The sequence below is a fragment of the Marinobacter sp. 3-2 genome, assembly GCF_003751355.1.
GTDB lineage: Bacteria > Pseudomonadota > Gammaproteobacteria > Pseudomonadales > Oleiphilaceae > Marinobacter > Marinobacter adhaerens.
This window is the reverse complement of the sequence record NZ_RJUQ01000014.1, coordinates 307,314-323,212: the sequence shown is the minus strand read 5'-3', so window position 1 is coordinate 323,212 and position 15,899 is coordinate 307,314. Positions and strand designations below refer to the sequence as shown.

The following is a 15,899-nucleotide window of genomic DNA, read 5'->3' as shown; positions in this document are numbered from 1 at the left end:
TATCTGAAATCTTTTCCGGATTTCAAGTTCATTTAAGGTTCGTGTGAGATCCTACGTGCGAGTTAACTAAGGTTATTTAATGGCGGGAATGCTTCATTCCCGCCTTTTTTTTGACCTTTAGTCCGTTGTTCTAGCTGGTTTTAAGATTTACGCCACGATCCGTACGAATCGGATATCACAAACAATCAAGAAAGAAACTGGAGGGGATTACGTTGAAACGCAACATTCTGGCCACTGCAATTGCAGGGATGACAACACTGTCGGGAAGTTGGGCCGCGACGGCAGCGGAGATTGAATTCCACGGTGATATGGATAACCGCTTTCAGGCTTACACCAATCAAAGAGACTGGTTTTCTGGTGGTAACTCAGGTGGCGGTACGCTGAAAGATGACGAGCCGACCGAGAGCTTCGGCGAGGTCAAATATCGCTTCTGGGCGAAAGCAACTTCCGATGACAAAAAAGTTACCGGTGTTTTTGCGACGGAGATTGGTGGCATCCGCTACGGTGAGGGCTCGGGTGGCGACTATTCCGGTGATGGTGTCAACATCGAAACACGGTGGGCTTATGTGGATTTTTTGGTGCCCAACACGCTAGATCAGCGCGTATCGCTAGGCTTGCAGCCAGTGTCAGTAAACCGACATGTCTGGAATGAAACTGCCACAGCCGCTGTTTGGAAAGGCTCACTGGGCTCTGGATTTGACTATCAGTTGTTATGGGGGCGGGGTGACTCTTCCAATGAGAGCGGCGTCGACTCAGAACAGGACGAAGGCTGGGATGGCGCGGACAACTTCGCGATCAACCTGAACAAGCGTTACTCACCGAACCTGAGCGCAGGCCTTTTCTACCTCTATCAGATGAATGATCAAATTGCTGAGGGAGTAGGTACGGTAAATAGCAGGGAATATGAACTGAAGAGCATCGCTGATAACTCCAAATATTCCGTTTCAAGCTTTGGGGTGGAGATGGATTATGATCAGGAGACGTCGCTAGGCCGCATGTTCGTGAAGGGTACGGTGATTGGCCAAAGCGGCACAATAGAGGGGGTCAATTTCGTTCCTTTGAATGGTGCTACGAATCCCAATACGAACTACGACCTTTCCACCTTTCTGGGACGCGGCGAGCTCGGGCTGCAATTTGGACCAAACCAACTGACGTACACCTTGCTCTACGCATCGGGCGATGGCAATGAGCAAGATGCGGACTTCGACGCCTTCATCGCCACGGATGTCGACTTCAGCGACAGTATGATTTTTCAGGAAAACATGACGAGCGATGACTACTTCGCCGAAACGCCCTATATCCTCGACAAAGGGTATTTCATGAACAAGCTTCAGCTCGATCATAAACTAGCGGCCAATATTACGGTCAGCGGAATGATGGTCTACAACCGCTTGGCTGAGAATATTGCACTTGCAGATGGATCGTCCTCAAAAGATCTCGGACTGGAATTTGGTTCCAAGATCTCCTATTTCCCATACCCTTCGCTGGAGCTCGCGGCAGAAGCTGCATACCTGGCATCAGGCGATGCCATGGATGCGCTGGAGGAAACTGCCTTGCAGGACGGCAAAAGTGATCAGGACATTGTTCATGTCGCCGGTCGGGTAAGGTACAAGTTCTAACAAAAACGGGGTGGTGGGAGCGCCACCCCGTTTTCGTTATACGAAATGAATCCGCATTGAGTGACTTTTTCCTATGATGACTCGTTCTCCAGTATTTGTGTTCCTGATGCTACTACTAGCTGGCGCGGTACAGGCGGTTGAGCGCGAGCATCCAGCAAAGGCAGAAGTCACTCAGGTAGATCGTGATCAAAAAGTGCTTTCCCTCACAGTTGGCGATACCAGTGTTGAGGTGGGTGATTTATTTGTTGTGTTGCGGGAACCTGGCGATGCGGGCATCCCGGAAAAAAACCTTTCAGTCATCGGTATCGAGAGTATCGGAAAGGATCGGGCGGTAGGGAAAGTGCTGTTTGGAACGATGCCCTCCGTTGGAGCTGTATCGAAGCGCTTCTACGGTATTCCAGCGGTGTTTACTGACAGAGCCGGCGATCCCAGGCCGGTAACGCCGGCGTTGAAATCCAGGTTTCCTGATCTCCTGTGGCGGGAGGAGCCAGAGGCGTCAAGTGATCTGCCATTGGTGCGTTTTCAGGTTACTGGTAGAGGTCAAGCCGTCGCGACCTACAATAACACCTGGTTGGTCGGCATTGTACAGACCGATGCTGAAGAAGGTCGGGTAGGTTCGGTTGAGGAGGAGGAAGCTTTAGCGTCTCCATTTGCCAGACTGCCCATCAACGCAAAGTCGTTGTCCGCGTTTCGTTCTGGCAGCGATTACTATTTTGCGGCGGAGCATGGAAACAAACTCAGCTTTTTTCATGTTGATTCCGGTGGGGCTGTTCAGAGCCTGACGTCCATTGAGGTGCCCCGTCGGGAGAAAGTCATCCGAATGGACTGGTACGTTTCAGAAAACTCATACAACCTCATTTTGAATCAGTGGAATGGCCGTCGCGTTTCAAGTTCTTTGATCCAGTTGGCCGAGGGGAAGGCCGAAGCCATTGGTTTCATTCCCTTAATATTGGGATTGCAGGATTTGGATGCTGACGGCCGCCGGGAAACTATTCTCGGGCAGTCTTTCTACTCAGATCAGGGGTTTGGTTCAGAGGTTTATCAAATATCAATCTCACCAAACGGGCCTGATCTTGATAAGGCCGATCATGAAAAATTAAGCCGATACACGCCAGTGTTTCGGGTAATCGATGCCGTTGTTCAGAGCAAATCGGGACCTTTGAATATGGTGACCGTCTCTCAAGGGGAGGTTTCATTTTTCCCTGCTGGCACAGAGGGACCCCGTCTGGGCTACAAGATTGGAAACCGGATTGCGGGCAGGAATATGACTTACGACGTGTCGCCTGAGGCGGTGTTTAGTCCGAGGCAAACACTGTTCTTGCCGAACCTCCTCGTACGCTCCGGTGAGGACGCAGTAAATATCGGGATTCCACAGGAATCCAGTGCAGCCGAAGATAGGATAGGTGTTTATGAGACGCGAGTTGATTGGTTGACACTGAGATCCGGGAAATCCCCCAAAACGCAGTCAAAAAGTCTTCTAACGTCGGCTCCGGTGTCCCCCGTATCAGGCAATACAGGGTTATTCTTTATGTCGCCTGATGAAAACTCAGTTCAAAGCGACAGTTTTGACGTTGAGACGTTGGTGTATCGGGGTGCTATGCCTGCTGGTCGCTGACTAAAGCTGGATAAGTTGCCCTTGTAGTCGTCAAATGCTTCTGGGAAGCTCGATTAGAACCCGAAGACCGCCTTTAGGTGATGTTGAAAAGTGCATGGCGCCACCGTAGTCATTTATGATTTCCTGAACGATTGAAAGTCCAAGACCGTAGCCAGGAGTTGTTTCATCCAATCTTTTCTGGCGCCTGGTAAGATCGGCAAGTTGGTGTGAAGCCACTCCTGGGCCGTCATCTTCAACAAGAATAGTCAAAATGTCATCGTGAAGTTTCAAGTGTAGATGAGCTTCCTGGGAGCACCATTTGCTAGCGTTATCAAGAACATTGCCCAAGATCTCATTAAAATCACGCTCATCAATTGGCCAGACAAGCTCTCTGGGTAATGTTTCTTGAAGATGGATCTGTTTGTAAGGATAGATTCGGCTGACGACGTCCACCAGTGCCAGAGTTCTCTCAATGATTGGTGTCGCCTTTCCAATGTACTGACCGGACATTTCGGTTTTTCTCATTTGAGTGTCGATCAGCTCGTGCATTTCAGACAGTTGAGACTTAATTTGACTCGCGATTGTGGTGGGAATGGCTTCGTCATTGATCATGGAGTTTATGACGGCAAGGGGGGTTTTTAAGCTATGAGAAATATCTGCGGCTAGGTGGCGTGAACGGGCAAGTTTTTTGTCGTACGACTCTAATAGACGATTAAGATGTTTGACAAGTTCATCGAATTCTTCAGGTACGCTCTCATCCAGTCTATTACGCTCACCCTTTTTAAGCGAAGTTAATTGGGCGCTCATCATTTTTAAAGGTTTTAGTGCGATAGTTACCCCAATAAATATGATCATTGATATCGTAACGAGAATTGTAAACGATATGATCCATATAATAACATGGATTTTGTCAAGTGTGTTTGGGGAGTAGGAGCTTCTTTCAATTATAGTAACGCTTAGTTTATCTTGCCTTTTATTAAACAATTTGTAGTAGCCAAGGATTGATCGATCATCATCCGATATGTGAAAAATTCCAGGCTTTCTGAACGATTCTACCACCTGTAATTTCGGTTTAATGTTCTCGCTTGTAAAACTCCGGCCTTGACTGTCTTCGATGTGAACAGAATATTGAGACAATGAAAAATTTCTGAGAGAGGATTTTGTAATTTCTTCTTTATCATTTGTTAGTATCTTTGAGAGCCGGTTAGCTGCAGCCTGTAGCTGCTGTCTGTGAAGCTCGTCATGGATATAGTCGATTAAAAGGGTGTGTGAGAAGAATATTAGCCCGGTACACGCGAAACCCGTTAGTGTCAGAAAAGTAAGCAGTTTCCGTTTTATTGAAGGGCGTCGTTGTTTTCTAGGCATGTTGTTTGCCAAGCAGTTGGTTAGAAGTTGTTATCGATCAAATCTAGGACTAAAAAAGCCGCACTACAAAAGTAGTGCGGCAAGACGGAATGGTGGAGACCATTCACGATGCAACTGGCTTTGAAACGTCATTTATCGGAAGAATTATATTCTTAAATCCACAGGCGCTTAGTGCGAAACTTGTTCTAATGACTAAACTGATCTTTTGAAAACTGGTCCAATTCAGATAGATTGATATCTCCCGATTTGATCATCTCGTGATAGATATCGTCCTTATTCGATAGCATCAATTTTCGGCGAGCCTCCATGCCCGCTTCAGATGCGGCTGCCTGTGTCATTACTCTATGCTGCCTCTTCATGTCCTGAATGCCGCTTTCGGAGAGCATGTTTTGTGCCAGCCTACTGTTATTAGCCTCAGCGGCATGGAGACTTCCTGCAGCCAAGGTTAATGCTAGAGATGTGAGCAAAAGATGTTTTCTCATAGATTCACCTTTAAGTTGAATGATCTTCACCCTCATGGAAACAGATGAACTTTAACTCAGCTTGAAAAAATAGAATTAGATGATGAAAAGAGAGCACGGTTAGAAAAACGGGGGCGACGGGATCGTTAATACAAAGGTATTAAAGGGCTTTTTTTTCAATTTCGTTTCAAGTTCATCTGCTATTAATGGCAAGTCGTTGATTTGGCGAAAAGTGCGAGATCAACGACCCACTTACCGGAAGTGGCCTACAACTGAGACGCGCTAGCGGTCGGTTTGTTCGATGCCAATTACCGGTCAGATGAAATACAACGAAGGCTCATGGAGACTGATTTACAATGCAAACTAATAAACTCAGGTTAGCGATGAGAGCAACACTGGCGCTTGCGGTAACGGGTCTGCTGGCCCCGTCTGTTCATGCGCAATCTGCAACTGAACTTCAGACACAAATAAATGATTTGCAGCGTCAACTGGATGGCATGGCGGAAAGCAAGGGTTCGGAAGGTTGGATGGTGCCCGGCACCAATACCGCCGTAACAATCGGTGGTTATGTCAAGCTGGACATGATTTACGATTTTGATCAGGACATGGGTGACAGTCTTTTCGTAGCTGGCCTCGACACTGCTAACGATGAAAGCGATCCTTCTTTTCGCGCCCATGCCCGGCAGTCACGTGTCCGCATCAAGACAACCACTCCAACCGACGCGGGCGAGGTAAAGACCACCGTTGAAGGTGACTTCTACGGTGGTGGCGGTAACGAAATCTTCTCCAACTCCAGAGGCCTGCGTATACGTCACGCCTATGGCGAATTGAACGGTCTGCTTGCGGGTCAGACTTGGAGTAACTTCATGCAATTTACCGCATATCCGTCTACTGTTGATTTTGATGGCCCTGTAGGTGTTTCTTTTATTCGTCAGGCACAGCTGCGCTACACGATGCCTCTTGGCGGTGGCGCTAACTTCTCAGTCTCCGCTGAGAATCCGGAAACCACCGGATTTGAAGACTCTCGCGATAATGCGCCGGATCTGACTGCCAAGTACAAGTGGGCAGGCAGTGCAGGTGGCATTGAAGTTGCCGGCCTGGCACGTTCGCTGCAGACTGACTCTGCAACTGCTACGGGCGATGATAACGCCTTTGGTTATGGCGTTTTGGTTGCTGGCCGACTAAACCTCACCGACGCCACCACGGTCATGGCAGGGGCGATCTTTGGTGACGGCGTGGGACGCTACATCTACAGTTCCTTCAGCAATAATGACAGCAGCGCTAGCCGCTCTGGCATTGGCGAGGCATACATTGATGCCAACGGCGATCTTGAAACCATTGAGGCATACGGTGCCAACGTTGCTATCAGTCAGCAGTGGACGCCAAAGTTCTCCTCTGGACTGTCCTATGGGCGCGTAGAGGGTGATCAGCCAGCAGATCTGTTCCCGAACTCCTTTGAAACCCTGCAAAGCGTTCACTTTAGCAACTTCTACAAAGTTGCTGACCCGGTAACGCTGGGGTTGGAGCTTTCCTTCGCGGACAAAGAGCTGGCCAACGGTGAGTCTGCTGACAACACTCGTCTGCAACTGGCTGCGCAGTTCGATTTTTAATCGTTCATAGTGTTGCTTCACGCAGTTGGACCCAACGACGGGCTTAAATAGGCCCGTCGTTTTTTGTTTCCGCTCCCTCCTATGTGCTGGATGATGCCCTCCTCTTTTGTGCCTTTCTTTCACCACTTTTTGAATATACCCCGCCATAGTTTGCTCGAACCCCGTACGAGTTTAGGTTTGATTAGGCCGAATTCAGACTGATTTAAAGGTCTGTCTGTAGGGTTGTCCTGGTAGTTACGGCGAAAACGCTGATTCATGTATCTCAGTCAAATAGCCAGGATGATATTGAATGAACAAACGACTGTTGTTGTGGGTGCTGATAGTACCCGGAGTCTTGAACGTCATACCTTCGGTGGCTGCCACTGCCGGGGAGAGCGTTTCACTCAAGGAGTTCCAGCGAGCCAAGGCCAGCCAGTCTGTCTCCTTGAATGAGGCAATGGCAATGGCATTTGAGAATAGCCCGGTGTTGGCGTTGAGACGGGCTGCAGTGTCCATGCAAGAAGCTGAGCTCGACCATGCCAGCCGCTGGGCGCCAAGCAACCCAGAGCTTGAGCTGAGTGGCCGTGACAATCCAGATCAGGCGGATCAGTCACTGAACTACGAGGTTCGGGTTACTCAGGAAGTCTGGATGGGCAATCGGGGCGATCTCGGTCAGTCGCGTGCTCAGAGCGCTCTCACTTCTCAACAGCAGGAACTCGAATACCTGAAAGTGGCCACCAAAGCGCGAGTGCGGTCAGCTTACTTCAAGATACTGCTTGCTCAGAAAGAGCTGGAAACTGCAACCCGCACCGTTGAGCTGATGCGTCGAACCAAAGAGCTGGTTGAGGTGTCCGTTGAGCGGGGTAAGCAGACTCGAATTGAGCTCAATACCGCCGTCATTGGCTTGGCAAGAGCTAAAAATCAAAAGGCTGAAGCGGCGCAAAAGCTTAGGCAGTCAAAAATTGACCTGACGGAAGTTCTTGGAGTGTCCCCCTCCGATGCGGTTGGGGTGACGGGAGAACTCAATGTAGTTCGTGCCAACTTGCCACCAACTAATCGGCTTGTCGCGATGGCTCAGCGCCAGAGAGGGGATCTGAAGGCGGCGGCCGAGAGAATTGCTGCGAATGAGTCCAGCCTGGAACTGGCCAAGAGCCTGACGATTCCGAACCTGAAAGTATTCGGATTCTACGAGCGGGAGGAAAGATCCAACCTTTTTGGTGCAGGTGTGTCGATGCCTCTGACCGTGTTTCATGATTATTCCGGTGAAAAAAGGAAGGCCTCGGCTCAGTTGAAAATCTCCGAGCTTGAGGCCGAGGCGCTACGTTTGGCTACTGAGCGCCAGGTCGTATCCGCTGTGGCCCAGTACGAATCCGCCGCACGCAGATTGCGCCAGATGAACGAGTCGATTCTCGAACGTTCGGAGGAAACGCTGCAACTGATGCAGAAAGCCCTTCAGGCGGGAAAAGTCGATGCTTCCGATGTCCTGGCCGCCCAGGACAATCTTTTGTCGGTGAGGCAGGAATACGTCCAAGTGCAACACGACTATATCGACGCCGTCCGGGCATTGGAAGTGAGCACCGGTGGTGCCCTTTCAATGTCATCCGGGTCCTGATGAAAAAAATTAATGGTTGAACATTCTCTTACATCGAAGGTGTTTAGATGATTCGAAATATGCAGATATTGTTTGTCGCGATCAGTTTTCTGGTCTATCAGCCACTGGTGTCTGGCGCCGAAAACGCCGAAGGAGGGCAGCACCAAGAGGATGAGGCTGGGCACGCGGCTGAAGGCAGTGAGGCTCGCGAGGTTCACCTGACTCCAGAGCAGCGGGAGTTACTCTCCGTGCAGACTGTGACGGTACCCCGAGGCCGTGCTGACAATATCGTCACTGCGCCAGCTGAAGTTCACTATGTTCCGGATCGCGTCGCTGAGGTAGGGCCGTTATTGCAGGGAAAGCTTACGCGACTGGCTGTTGATCTGGGGGACCAGGTTGAAAAAGGCCAGTTGTTGGCCACATTGAACAGCGTTGAGTTGGCACGCATTCGTTCCCGCCTGAACTCGTTGAAAGCTCGGAAAGAAGCCGCGACTGCGGAGTATCAGCGAGAAAAGCAATTGCGGAGTGAAAGCTTCACCAGCGAAGAAGAGTTCCTGGACGCCAAGGCCGCTTATCTTGAGATTACAGCGGAGTACGATTCGATTCGTGAGCAACTGGAGGTTTTTGGCAGTGATTCGTCAGGCGCAGATAGCAGTCTCGCACAGTACGCGCTCCGTTCTCCTATCCAGGGGCGCATTGAGCGCATGGATGCCCGGTTGGGTCAAACCTTAAGCGCTTCAGACACGCCTTTTACTGTGGCCGATACCTCTGTGGTGTGGGTGATGTTGCAAGTTGCGGAAACTGATATTGGCAGGGTATCCGTCGGAGATGAAGTTCAGGTCTTCTCCAAGTCTGTCGCGGACCGCTTTCATACCGGGGAAGTTTCCTGGGTCTCAAATGAGCTTGATGAGGAAACCCGCACCATTCCCGTTCGAGTCGTGCTCGAATCCCCCAACGGCGACCTTCGTCCAAATACCTATGCCAAAGCGAGAGTCATGACTCAATCGGGGGCATCACTACCGCTAGTTCCAGACGATGCCGTGCAAACCATCGGCGATGAGACCGTTGTATTTGTTCCGGGTGGTGAAGGGGGAGCCTACAAGGCGGTTCCCGTCACACTTGGCAAGGAGGCAAACGACTGGATAGAGATTAAGTCCGGCATCAGCGCAAACACGGAAGTGGTTTCAGTGGGCGCTTTTGATCTGATGTCGGCCATTACCGCCAGTGGCCGCAGCGCCGCTCACGGACACTAAAACTCGGGGGGAGCATGATCAACGCAATTGTGAATTATGCGCTGAACAATCGTCTGATGACGCTTGTTTTTGCTATCGCCGTGATCGTTGCCGGCATATTTTCATTTCAAAAACTGCCGGTGGATGCGTTTCCGGACGCGACACCGACCATGGTTCAGGTGTTCACTACCAGTCCTGGTTTGTCGCCGGTTGATATTGAAACGCTGATTTCCTATCCCGTTGAGATCAGCATGTATGGAATTCCCAAGTTAGAAAAAGTGCAGAGCACGTCGATTTTCGGGCTCTCGCGGGTGACCATCTATTTCGAAGATGGCACCGATATCTACTTCGCCAGGCGGCTTGTTAACGAGCGGCTATCGGAGGCCAAGCGCCAGATTCCCGAAGGGATGGGGCAGCCGGAACTCGGCCCCATAGCGAGCGGTCTTGGGCGCATCCTGATGTATTCCCTGGAAGCTGAGGATAAAGATCAATACAGCCTGCAGGAAATCCGCACGATTCAGGACTGGATTGTTAAACCGCAGCTCAGGACCGTGCCGGGCGTAACCGGTGTGCTGTCCATCGGCGGCGAGGTAAAACAGTACCAGGTCAATATCGATGCGCAGAAGCTTCAGGCGAGGAACCTGACGGTATCTGATATTCGCGGCGCCCTCACCCAGAATAATCGTAACGTCGGCGCCTCTTTCATTACGCGAGGCGGTGAAGAATACATTGTTCGCGGTTACGGCTGGGTCAACTCTGGTTCCGAAGGCATCAAAGACATCCAGAACATCATTGTGTCCAAGAGTGAGGGGGAGTCCCCTATTTACGTCAAGGATGTGGCGGAGGTTGGCCTTGGACCGGCAATTCGCCGTGGCGCAGAGGTGTCCTCAGGTGAGGAATCCGTGGGCGGTTACGTGATGAAGTTGATCGGGACCAACACCAGTCAGGTACTTGAGGACGTCAACGCAAAAATCGACGACCTGAACAAGTCACTCCCCGAGGGGTTGAAGATCGAAGCCTATTACTCCCAGGCGGAGTTGGTGGGCAAGGCCATAGGCACTGTCGAGAAAGCGTTGCTTGAGGGCTCGGTTCTGGTGCTGATTTTCCTCTATCTGTTCCTGGGGAATATCCGTTCCACGCTGATTGTGGTCGCAACCCTGCCGCTGTCTGTGCTTGTCGCATTTATTGCGATGCGGATTTCGGGCCTGTCCGCCAATCTGATGAGTCTGGGGGGGCTGGCCATTGGGATCGGGATGATGGTGGACGGCGCTGTCGTGATGATAGAGAACATCTTCCGACACCTTGAGGAGCGATCCGATGAACAGGTCAGCGTTCTGAGGCTTGTGGGTGAGTCCGCCCGGGAAGTGGCCCGTCCGATCGTGTTTGCCATCGGCATCATTATCATCGTTTTTCTGCCGCTGTTTACGCTGCAGGGCGTTGAGGGCAAGCTGTTTTCGCCCATGGCTTACACCATCAGCTTCGCTCTGATCGGCGCACTGCTGCTTGCGTTGACGTTGGTGCCGGTTCTGGCCTCGCTATCATTCAAGATGGGCGGGCAGCATAAGGAACCGAAGCTGGTTCTGTTCCTGAACCGTTTGTACAAACCCGTGGTCAATGCTGTGGTCAAAGCACCAAAGGTTGTGATGGGCATTGCGGTTATTGCCTTTGCAGGCAGTCTCCTGCTGTTTCCTTATCTCGGGAGCGAATTCGTGCCCACGCTCAGGGAAGGCACGTTCCAGATTCGCTCGACACTGCCTCCCGGAGCCAGTCTGGAATCCGCCATCAAATATGGCAAACGGGTCCAGTCCGTTGTAGACGAATTCCCAGAGGTCACCGGCACCTATGCCCGGATCGGTCGCGCCGAAGTGGGTGGCGATCCAGAACCTGTGAACGTTGTGGCGACGCTCGTCAATCTGAAGCCCCTGGATCAGTGGCGAGAGGACGTGAGCTATGAGGATCTCCAGGGCAGGATTGCAGAGGCTTTGGATGAGCGGGTTCCCGGGCTTGCCAACAATCTGTCCCAACCGATTCAGCTGCGAACCGACGAACTCCTGTCAGGCGTTCAGGCACAACTGGTTGCCAGCATTTTCGGCGACGACCTGGACGAGTTGGGCCGGATCGGCAGGGAAGTGGCGGCACTGGCGCAAGAGGTGCCTGGTGCAACGGATGTGCGCGCTCAGCAGAGTGCGGGTAAAAAACAGATCGTTATTCGCCCCGACCGTGAAGTGCTGGCGCAGTTCGGCATCAGCATCGATAACTTGATGAGTACGGTTGAAACCGGTATTGGCGGTAAAGGTGCCGGGCTGGTCTTCGACGGTGTCCGGCGATTTGAGATTTTCGCCCGGCTGCAAGAGTCCTATCGCGGGTCCATCGATGAAATCAGGAAGCTTCCCCTCAGGGGCAACAGTGGCGAACTTATCCCGCTTTCACGGGTGGCCGATGTTGATATGTACTCGGGTCCCAAGAAAATTTCACGCTCCAATGCCAGTCGCCGTCAGTATGTGCAAATGAACGTACGTGGTCGCGATATGGGCGGCGTTGTTCAGGATTTGCGCAAGCGGATCGAGGAGCAAGTAGATATGCCGCCGGGGTATTTCGTGGAGTTTGGCGGTCAGTTTGAGAACCAGGAAAGGGCCATGGCTCGGCTGGCAATTGTTGTGCCTATTACCCTGGCGCTTATTTTCCTGCTTCTTTTTTCGGCATTCAGCAGTCTGCGCTATGCGGCGCTGATCTTCATGAATGTGCCCTTTGCGGTTACCGGTGGCATTGTCGCGCTGTTTGTGACGGGGCTTTACCTCTCAGTGCCGGCTGCCGTGGGATTCATCGCGGTGTTTGGTGTGGCCGTCCTGAACGGCGTGGTGATGGTGAGTTACATCAACCAGTTGCGGGACGAAGGCTACGACGTCATTGAGGCGGTCAAGCTTGGAGCACAGCGTCGTTTGCGGCCGGTTCTGATGACAGCCTCGGTGGCTATTCTGGGGCTGATTCCCCTGTTGCTGGCCGACGGTATTGGTTCCAATGTCCAGCGGCCACTGGCAACGGTTGTGGTTGGCGGTCTGATCACCTCAACGCTGCTGACGTTGGTGGTATTGCCCAGTGTGTATCAGTGGTTTGCATCCGAACGTCGTGACGTTGAAGTCTGATAGTCAGGAGAAGGTTTATGTATGAAATAAAGGCTTATGTCAGAGAGGTTATGGCGGAGCATGTGGTTGATGCTCTGGCCAAAGTCAAGGGAGTGGCAAGCATTGCCGTCGTGTCTCTCAACGAATTTGGTCATCTGGTCGGCGATGAGTCGCCTCTGGAGAAAGTGAAGATGGTCAAGCTGGAAGTAGATGTAGCGACCGAAACTGTTGCCGATGAAGTTGTGGACATCATTGTGCGAACGAGCAGGACCCGGGATGGACACCCGGGGGATGGCAAGGTACTTGTATCCCGCCTGGTCCGGGCTGTTCGCATCGAGGATGGTGCGGCCAACGAAAGCGCACTCCAACCCACTTCAAGCTAGTTCTCTTTAAGCTGGATGGTGGCATCGCGGCTGTGCTGGTCGCGCGAGCCGCCATCACAGCTCCATTCCCGGCTGAAAGATTTCAGACCTCGCCTAGGTCGCCCGCAACGAGTCAAAGGGCTCAAGTTGCTTGTTTGATCTTGCCCGATGAGAAGACAGCGGTCGCGTAGGCATAAATCAACAACTTTAGCATCGTCCGTGGGTTGAACGGCGAGTTGCGCCGGCCGGCCACCTCATGTTCGTATTGCTGCGGAAGCGGCGCTTTGAGAATGGGTCAGTCTCTAAAAAGTCGAGGCCCCAATTACAACAAACCCCCGCCGAAATGGCGAGGGTTTGTCAGCGATCTGAGCCCCAGCCCCGGGCTCTTTACTGTCGTGACGCAACCGCGAAGTTACCCGGAAATCAGGCGCCATCCGGTTATTCGTCAGAAATTGACGCTTACCCCCAATGAGGCGGTACGTGGCAGGTTTGCCATGGCGCCATCGGGCAAACGTGAGACAATTTGCTGCTCATCGAACAGGTTGTCCACTTTCAGGAAGACATCGGCACTGGCGGTCAGTGCGTAGCGGCTGATGAAATCGACCAGGAACAGGGACTCGGTCTCGTCCAGTTTCGTGGCGGTGTTGTTGCATCCCGCGCTGACACACATCTCATCGGTGTAGGTGGCCACAAGGTAGTTGTCCCAGCCACTCGGATGTTCCATGCCTGTTCGGAAGCTCATCTGGTTTTCAGGTACGTCCTTGAGCTGCTCACCTTTTTTCAGGCCCGAGGCGGCATTGTCCTTGCTGATTTCCGCCTGGGTAAAGGTGTAGGTAAGGCTGACCGGAAGGTAGAACTCGCCCGCCCGGGTGCCGGTCTGGAGCTGAAACTCAACACCGGCAATTTCGGCCTCGCCGGTTACGAAACTGCCGGAGGTGGCGCCATTGCTGCACGGCGAGCCCACGGAACAGTTTTCGGCCTTGTTGGAGAAGTCGCTGTAGAAGCCGATCATTTCCGCGAAGAACGCATTGCCAAAGTACCGGAGGCCGGCCTCCCAGTTCTTGCTGGTTTCCGGCTCTTCGTTTTCCGTGGCACCACCCCCGAGAGGGGAGAAACCCCGGTGCACACCCCCTAGAACCTGCCAGCTTTGGGACAGGTCATAGGTAAACGAAGCGCCGGGCAGGAGTTCAGCACTGTCATTGGCGCGGGTGCTGTCGACGGTTGTGCGGCCGGGATCCGCGTATTGGGTGCGACCGGTTTTCACATCCTCGTAGCGCAGGGCGAGGTTAACGCTGAGCTTGTCCGTCGCCTGCCAGGTGTCGAGCGCCCAGAAGCTCAGGGCTTCGCCGGTCTCAAAGCGATTATTGCTGCCCGTGGGGGCGACAGTGTTCTGGAACACCAGAGAGCCGTTGACCTGGTCATAAACATCGACCGGCTGGAAACGATCCATTTCATCTTCGTGGTAGCGGGCGCCGAAATCAAACTGGTGGCTGCCCATGTCGACATCAAAGTTTACCTGCACTCCCTCGGACAGGTAGTCCCTGGCGTTGTTTTTGTAATCCAGGCCGCTGGCGTCAACTGTGCCGTCCAGAATACCCTGGGCATTGGCGTCGCCGCCGTTTGCCGAGTCGATGATGCTTCCGCCGCCGCTGAGCTTGAACCAGTTCCGCTTGAAGTCGTTGCGATAGAGGGTGGCCGTGCTGCTTACGGTATTACTCCAGTCGAACTGATGGGTCAGACTGATACCGGAGTGGGTATTGTTCATCTGGTCGATGCTGGACAACCCGTAACGCCGGTTCGGATCCTGGCTGAAGTCCGCATCGGTCAGGCCGAGGTAACTGGAGTTGGAGGTTTCTTCGGAGTATTGCAGCTTGGCGGTCACGCTCTGGCGCTCTCCCTGCCAGCGCAGCTTGCCGACATAGTCTTCGATATCAAAGCCGGTATCGCGGTTACTGCGGTCAATCTCCTTGAAGCCTTTCGCAGAGCGCTGGACGGTCTCGAGCAGGTAGCCCCAGTCGCCAGCCGTGTCACCATAGGTTATATGAACGTCGGTGGAGCCGCGGTCGTTGGTGACGGTCTCAATATAGCCCTGCCGCTGATCGGGAATGGGTGTGGAAATCAGGTTGACGACACCACCGGTGGTTTGCGGGCCATAGCGCAGCAGCGAGGCACCCTTAAGCACTTCCAGCGAGGACATCCGCTTCAGCGTCGGGAAATAATAGGCGGCCGGATTGGAATAGGGCGCCGGTGCGATAAGAATGCCATCTTCCATCAGGGTGACATTGCTGCTGCGCTCGGCCGTGGCGCCGCGGATGCCGATGTTAGGGCGCAGACCAAGACCTTCCTCTTCCCGCACATAGACACCCGGAACGGTTTTCAGTACCTGGTTGATGTCGGTCTCAACTTCGGTTTTCATCTGCTGCTCACCAACAACGTAGCCTGACCCTGGCAAGGTCTGGGCGGCAGAAGCATCGCCAATGATTTCCATGGGTTCAAGCATCTGGGGCTGCTCATCCCCGGCGGCCCAGTTCAGACCTGGGGCAAGGCTAATTGCCACGACCAGTGATAGTCGGGAAGGTTTAAACATGTGGTTATTCTCCGTATCCCTTGCGAGTTTAATGTAAATACAAATCATTCTAATTAAGGTGACGCAACTTTACGGCTCTGTAACTATCGAGTCAATAGTCAATGCTCATGGTGCGGGAGGGTGTCACCAGGCTGAAAACGGTTAACAACCTCTTCCTGATTACTCGGTCTGAGGGTGATGCCGTAAGCCATGCTGGCGCCCCGGTTCAAAACACGGCAGGTCAAAAGCTTCTATCGCGCAGACCCTAGGCGATTTTTCTAAAATAAGCTGCAAATTCAAACTCATTTCAAAGTTTGCACTTACTATCTCGACGATTTCCTACCTCGCCACGGGCGCCTTACGCCCATTATTTTGGCTACTAATCGCTTCGGGAGAAC

At 52.5% G+C, this 15,899-nt stretch carries 10 protein-coding genes; 7 read left to right on the top strand and 3 right to left on the bottom strand.

All coding sequences use genetic code 11. The annotated features are described in order from the left end of the window. Positions 1 to 212 precede the first annotated feature (212 nt). Both EDB94_RS14110 and EDB94_RS14105 read left to right on the top strand, forming a co-directional pair. The gene (locus EDB94_RS14110) at positions 213 to 1,619 is read left to right on the top strand and encodes a hypothetical protein (protein WP_108019732.1); all 1,407 of its coding nucleotides are present in this window, start codon (positions 213 to 215) and stop codon (positions 1,617 to 1,619) included. Positions 1,620 to 1,692: 73 nt separating this feature from the next. After that, entirely contained in the window at positions 1,693 to 3,234 is a 1,542-nt protein-coding gene (locus EDB94_RS14105) for a hypothetical protein (RefSeq protein ID WP_108019730.1), read from the top strand. Between the two features lie 30 nt (positions 3,235 to 3,264). Here EDB94_RS14105 and EDB94_RS20915 read toward each other — a convergent pair whose 3' ends face one another. Next, positions 3,265 to 4,068, bottom strand: coding sequence for an ATP-binding protein (locus EDB94_RS20915; RefSeq protein ID WP_260312597.1), 804 nt, complete (start codon positions 4,066 to 4,068; stop codon positions 3,265 to 3,267). 695 nt (positions 4,069 to 4,763) lie between these two features. Then, positions 4,764 to 5,060, bottom strand: coding sequence for a hypothetical protein (locus tag EDB94_RS14095; protein WP_108019726.1), 297 nt, complete (start codon positions 5,058 to 5,060; stop codon positions 4,764 to 4,766). Positions 5,061 to 5,395: 335 nt separating this feature from the next. Here EDB94_RS14095 and EDB94_RS14090 point away from each other — a divergent pair, with 335 nt between their 5' ends. The 5 genes from EDB94_RS14090 to EDB94_RS14070 all read left to right on the top strand — a co-directional run bounded on the left by EDB94_RS14090 (position 5,396) and on the right by EDB94_RS14070 (position 12,956). Further along, positions 5,396 to 6,649: a porin gene (locus EDB94_RS14090; RefSeq protein WP_260312596.1), complete on the top strand. Its 1,254-nt coding sequence runs from the start codon at positions 5,396 to 5,398 to the stop codon at positions 6,647 to 6,649. A gap of 289 nt (positions 6,650 to 6,938) precedes the next feature. After that, the gene (locus EDB94_RS14085) at positions 6,939 to 8,240 is read left to right on the top strand and encodes a TolC family protein (protein ID WP_108019724.1); all 1,302 of its coding nucleotides are present in this window, start codon (positions 6,939 to 6,941) and stop codon (positions 8,238 to 8,240) included. A gap of 47 nt (positions 8,241 to 8,287) precedes the next feature. Beyond that, positions 8,288 to 9,472 carry an efflux RND transporter periplasmic adaptor subunit gene (locus EDB94_RS14080; RefSeq protein ID WP_108019722.1) on the top strand — a complete coding sequence of 395 codons (1,185 nt, stop codon included), beginning with the start codon at positions 8,288 to 8,290 and terminating at the stop codon, positions 9,470 to 9,472. Positions 9,473 to 9,486: 14 nt separating this feature from the next. Beyond that, a complete protein-coding gene (locus tag EDB94_RS14075) occupies positions 9,487 to 12,594 on the top strand; it encodes an efflux RND transporter permease subunit (RefSeq protein ID WP_108019721.1) in 3,108 nt (1,035 codons plus the stop codon). A 17-nt stretch (positions 12,595 to 12,611) separates the two neighbouring features. Beyond that, positions 12,612 to 12,956: a P-II family nitrogen regulator gene (locus tag EDB94_RS14070; RefSeq protein ID WP_108019719.1), complete on the top strand. Its 345-nt coding sequence runs from the start codon at positions 12,612 to 12,614 to the stop codon at positions 12,954 to 12,956. A gap of 424 nt (positions 12,957 to 13,380) precedes the next feature. Here the strand turns inward: EDB94_RS14070 and EDB94_RS14065 are convergent, their stop codons facing one another. Further along, positions 13,381 to 15,522 (bottom strand): TonB-dependent receptor domain-containing protein, encoded by a 2,142-nt coding sequence (locus EDB94_RS14065; RefSeq protein WP_108019717.1) that lies wholly within the window; start codon positions 15,520 to 15,522, stop codon positions 13,381 to 13,383. Positions 15,523 to 15,899: the final 377 nt, after the last annotated feature.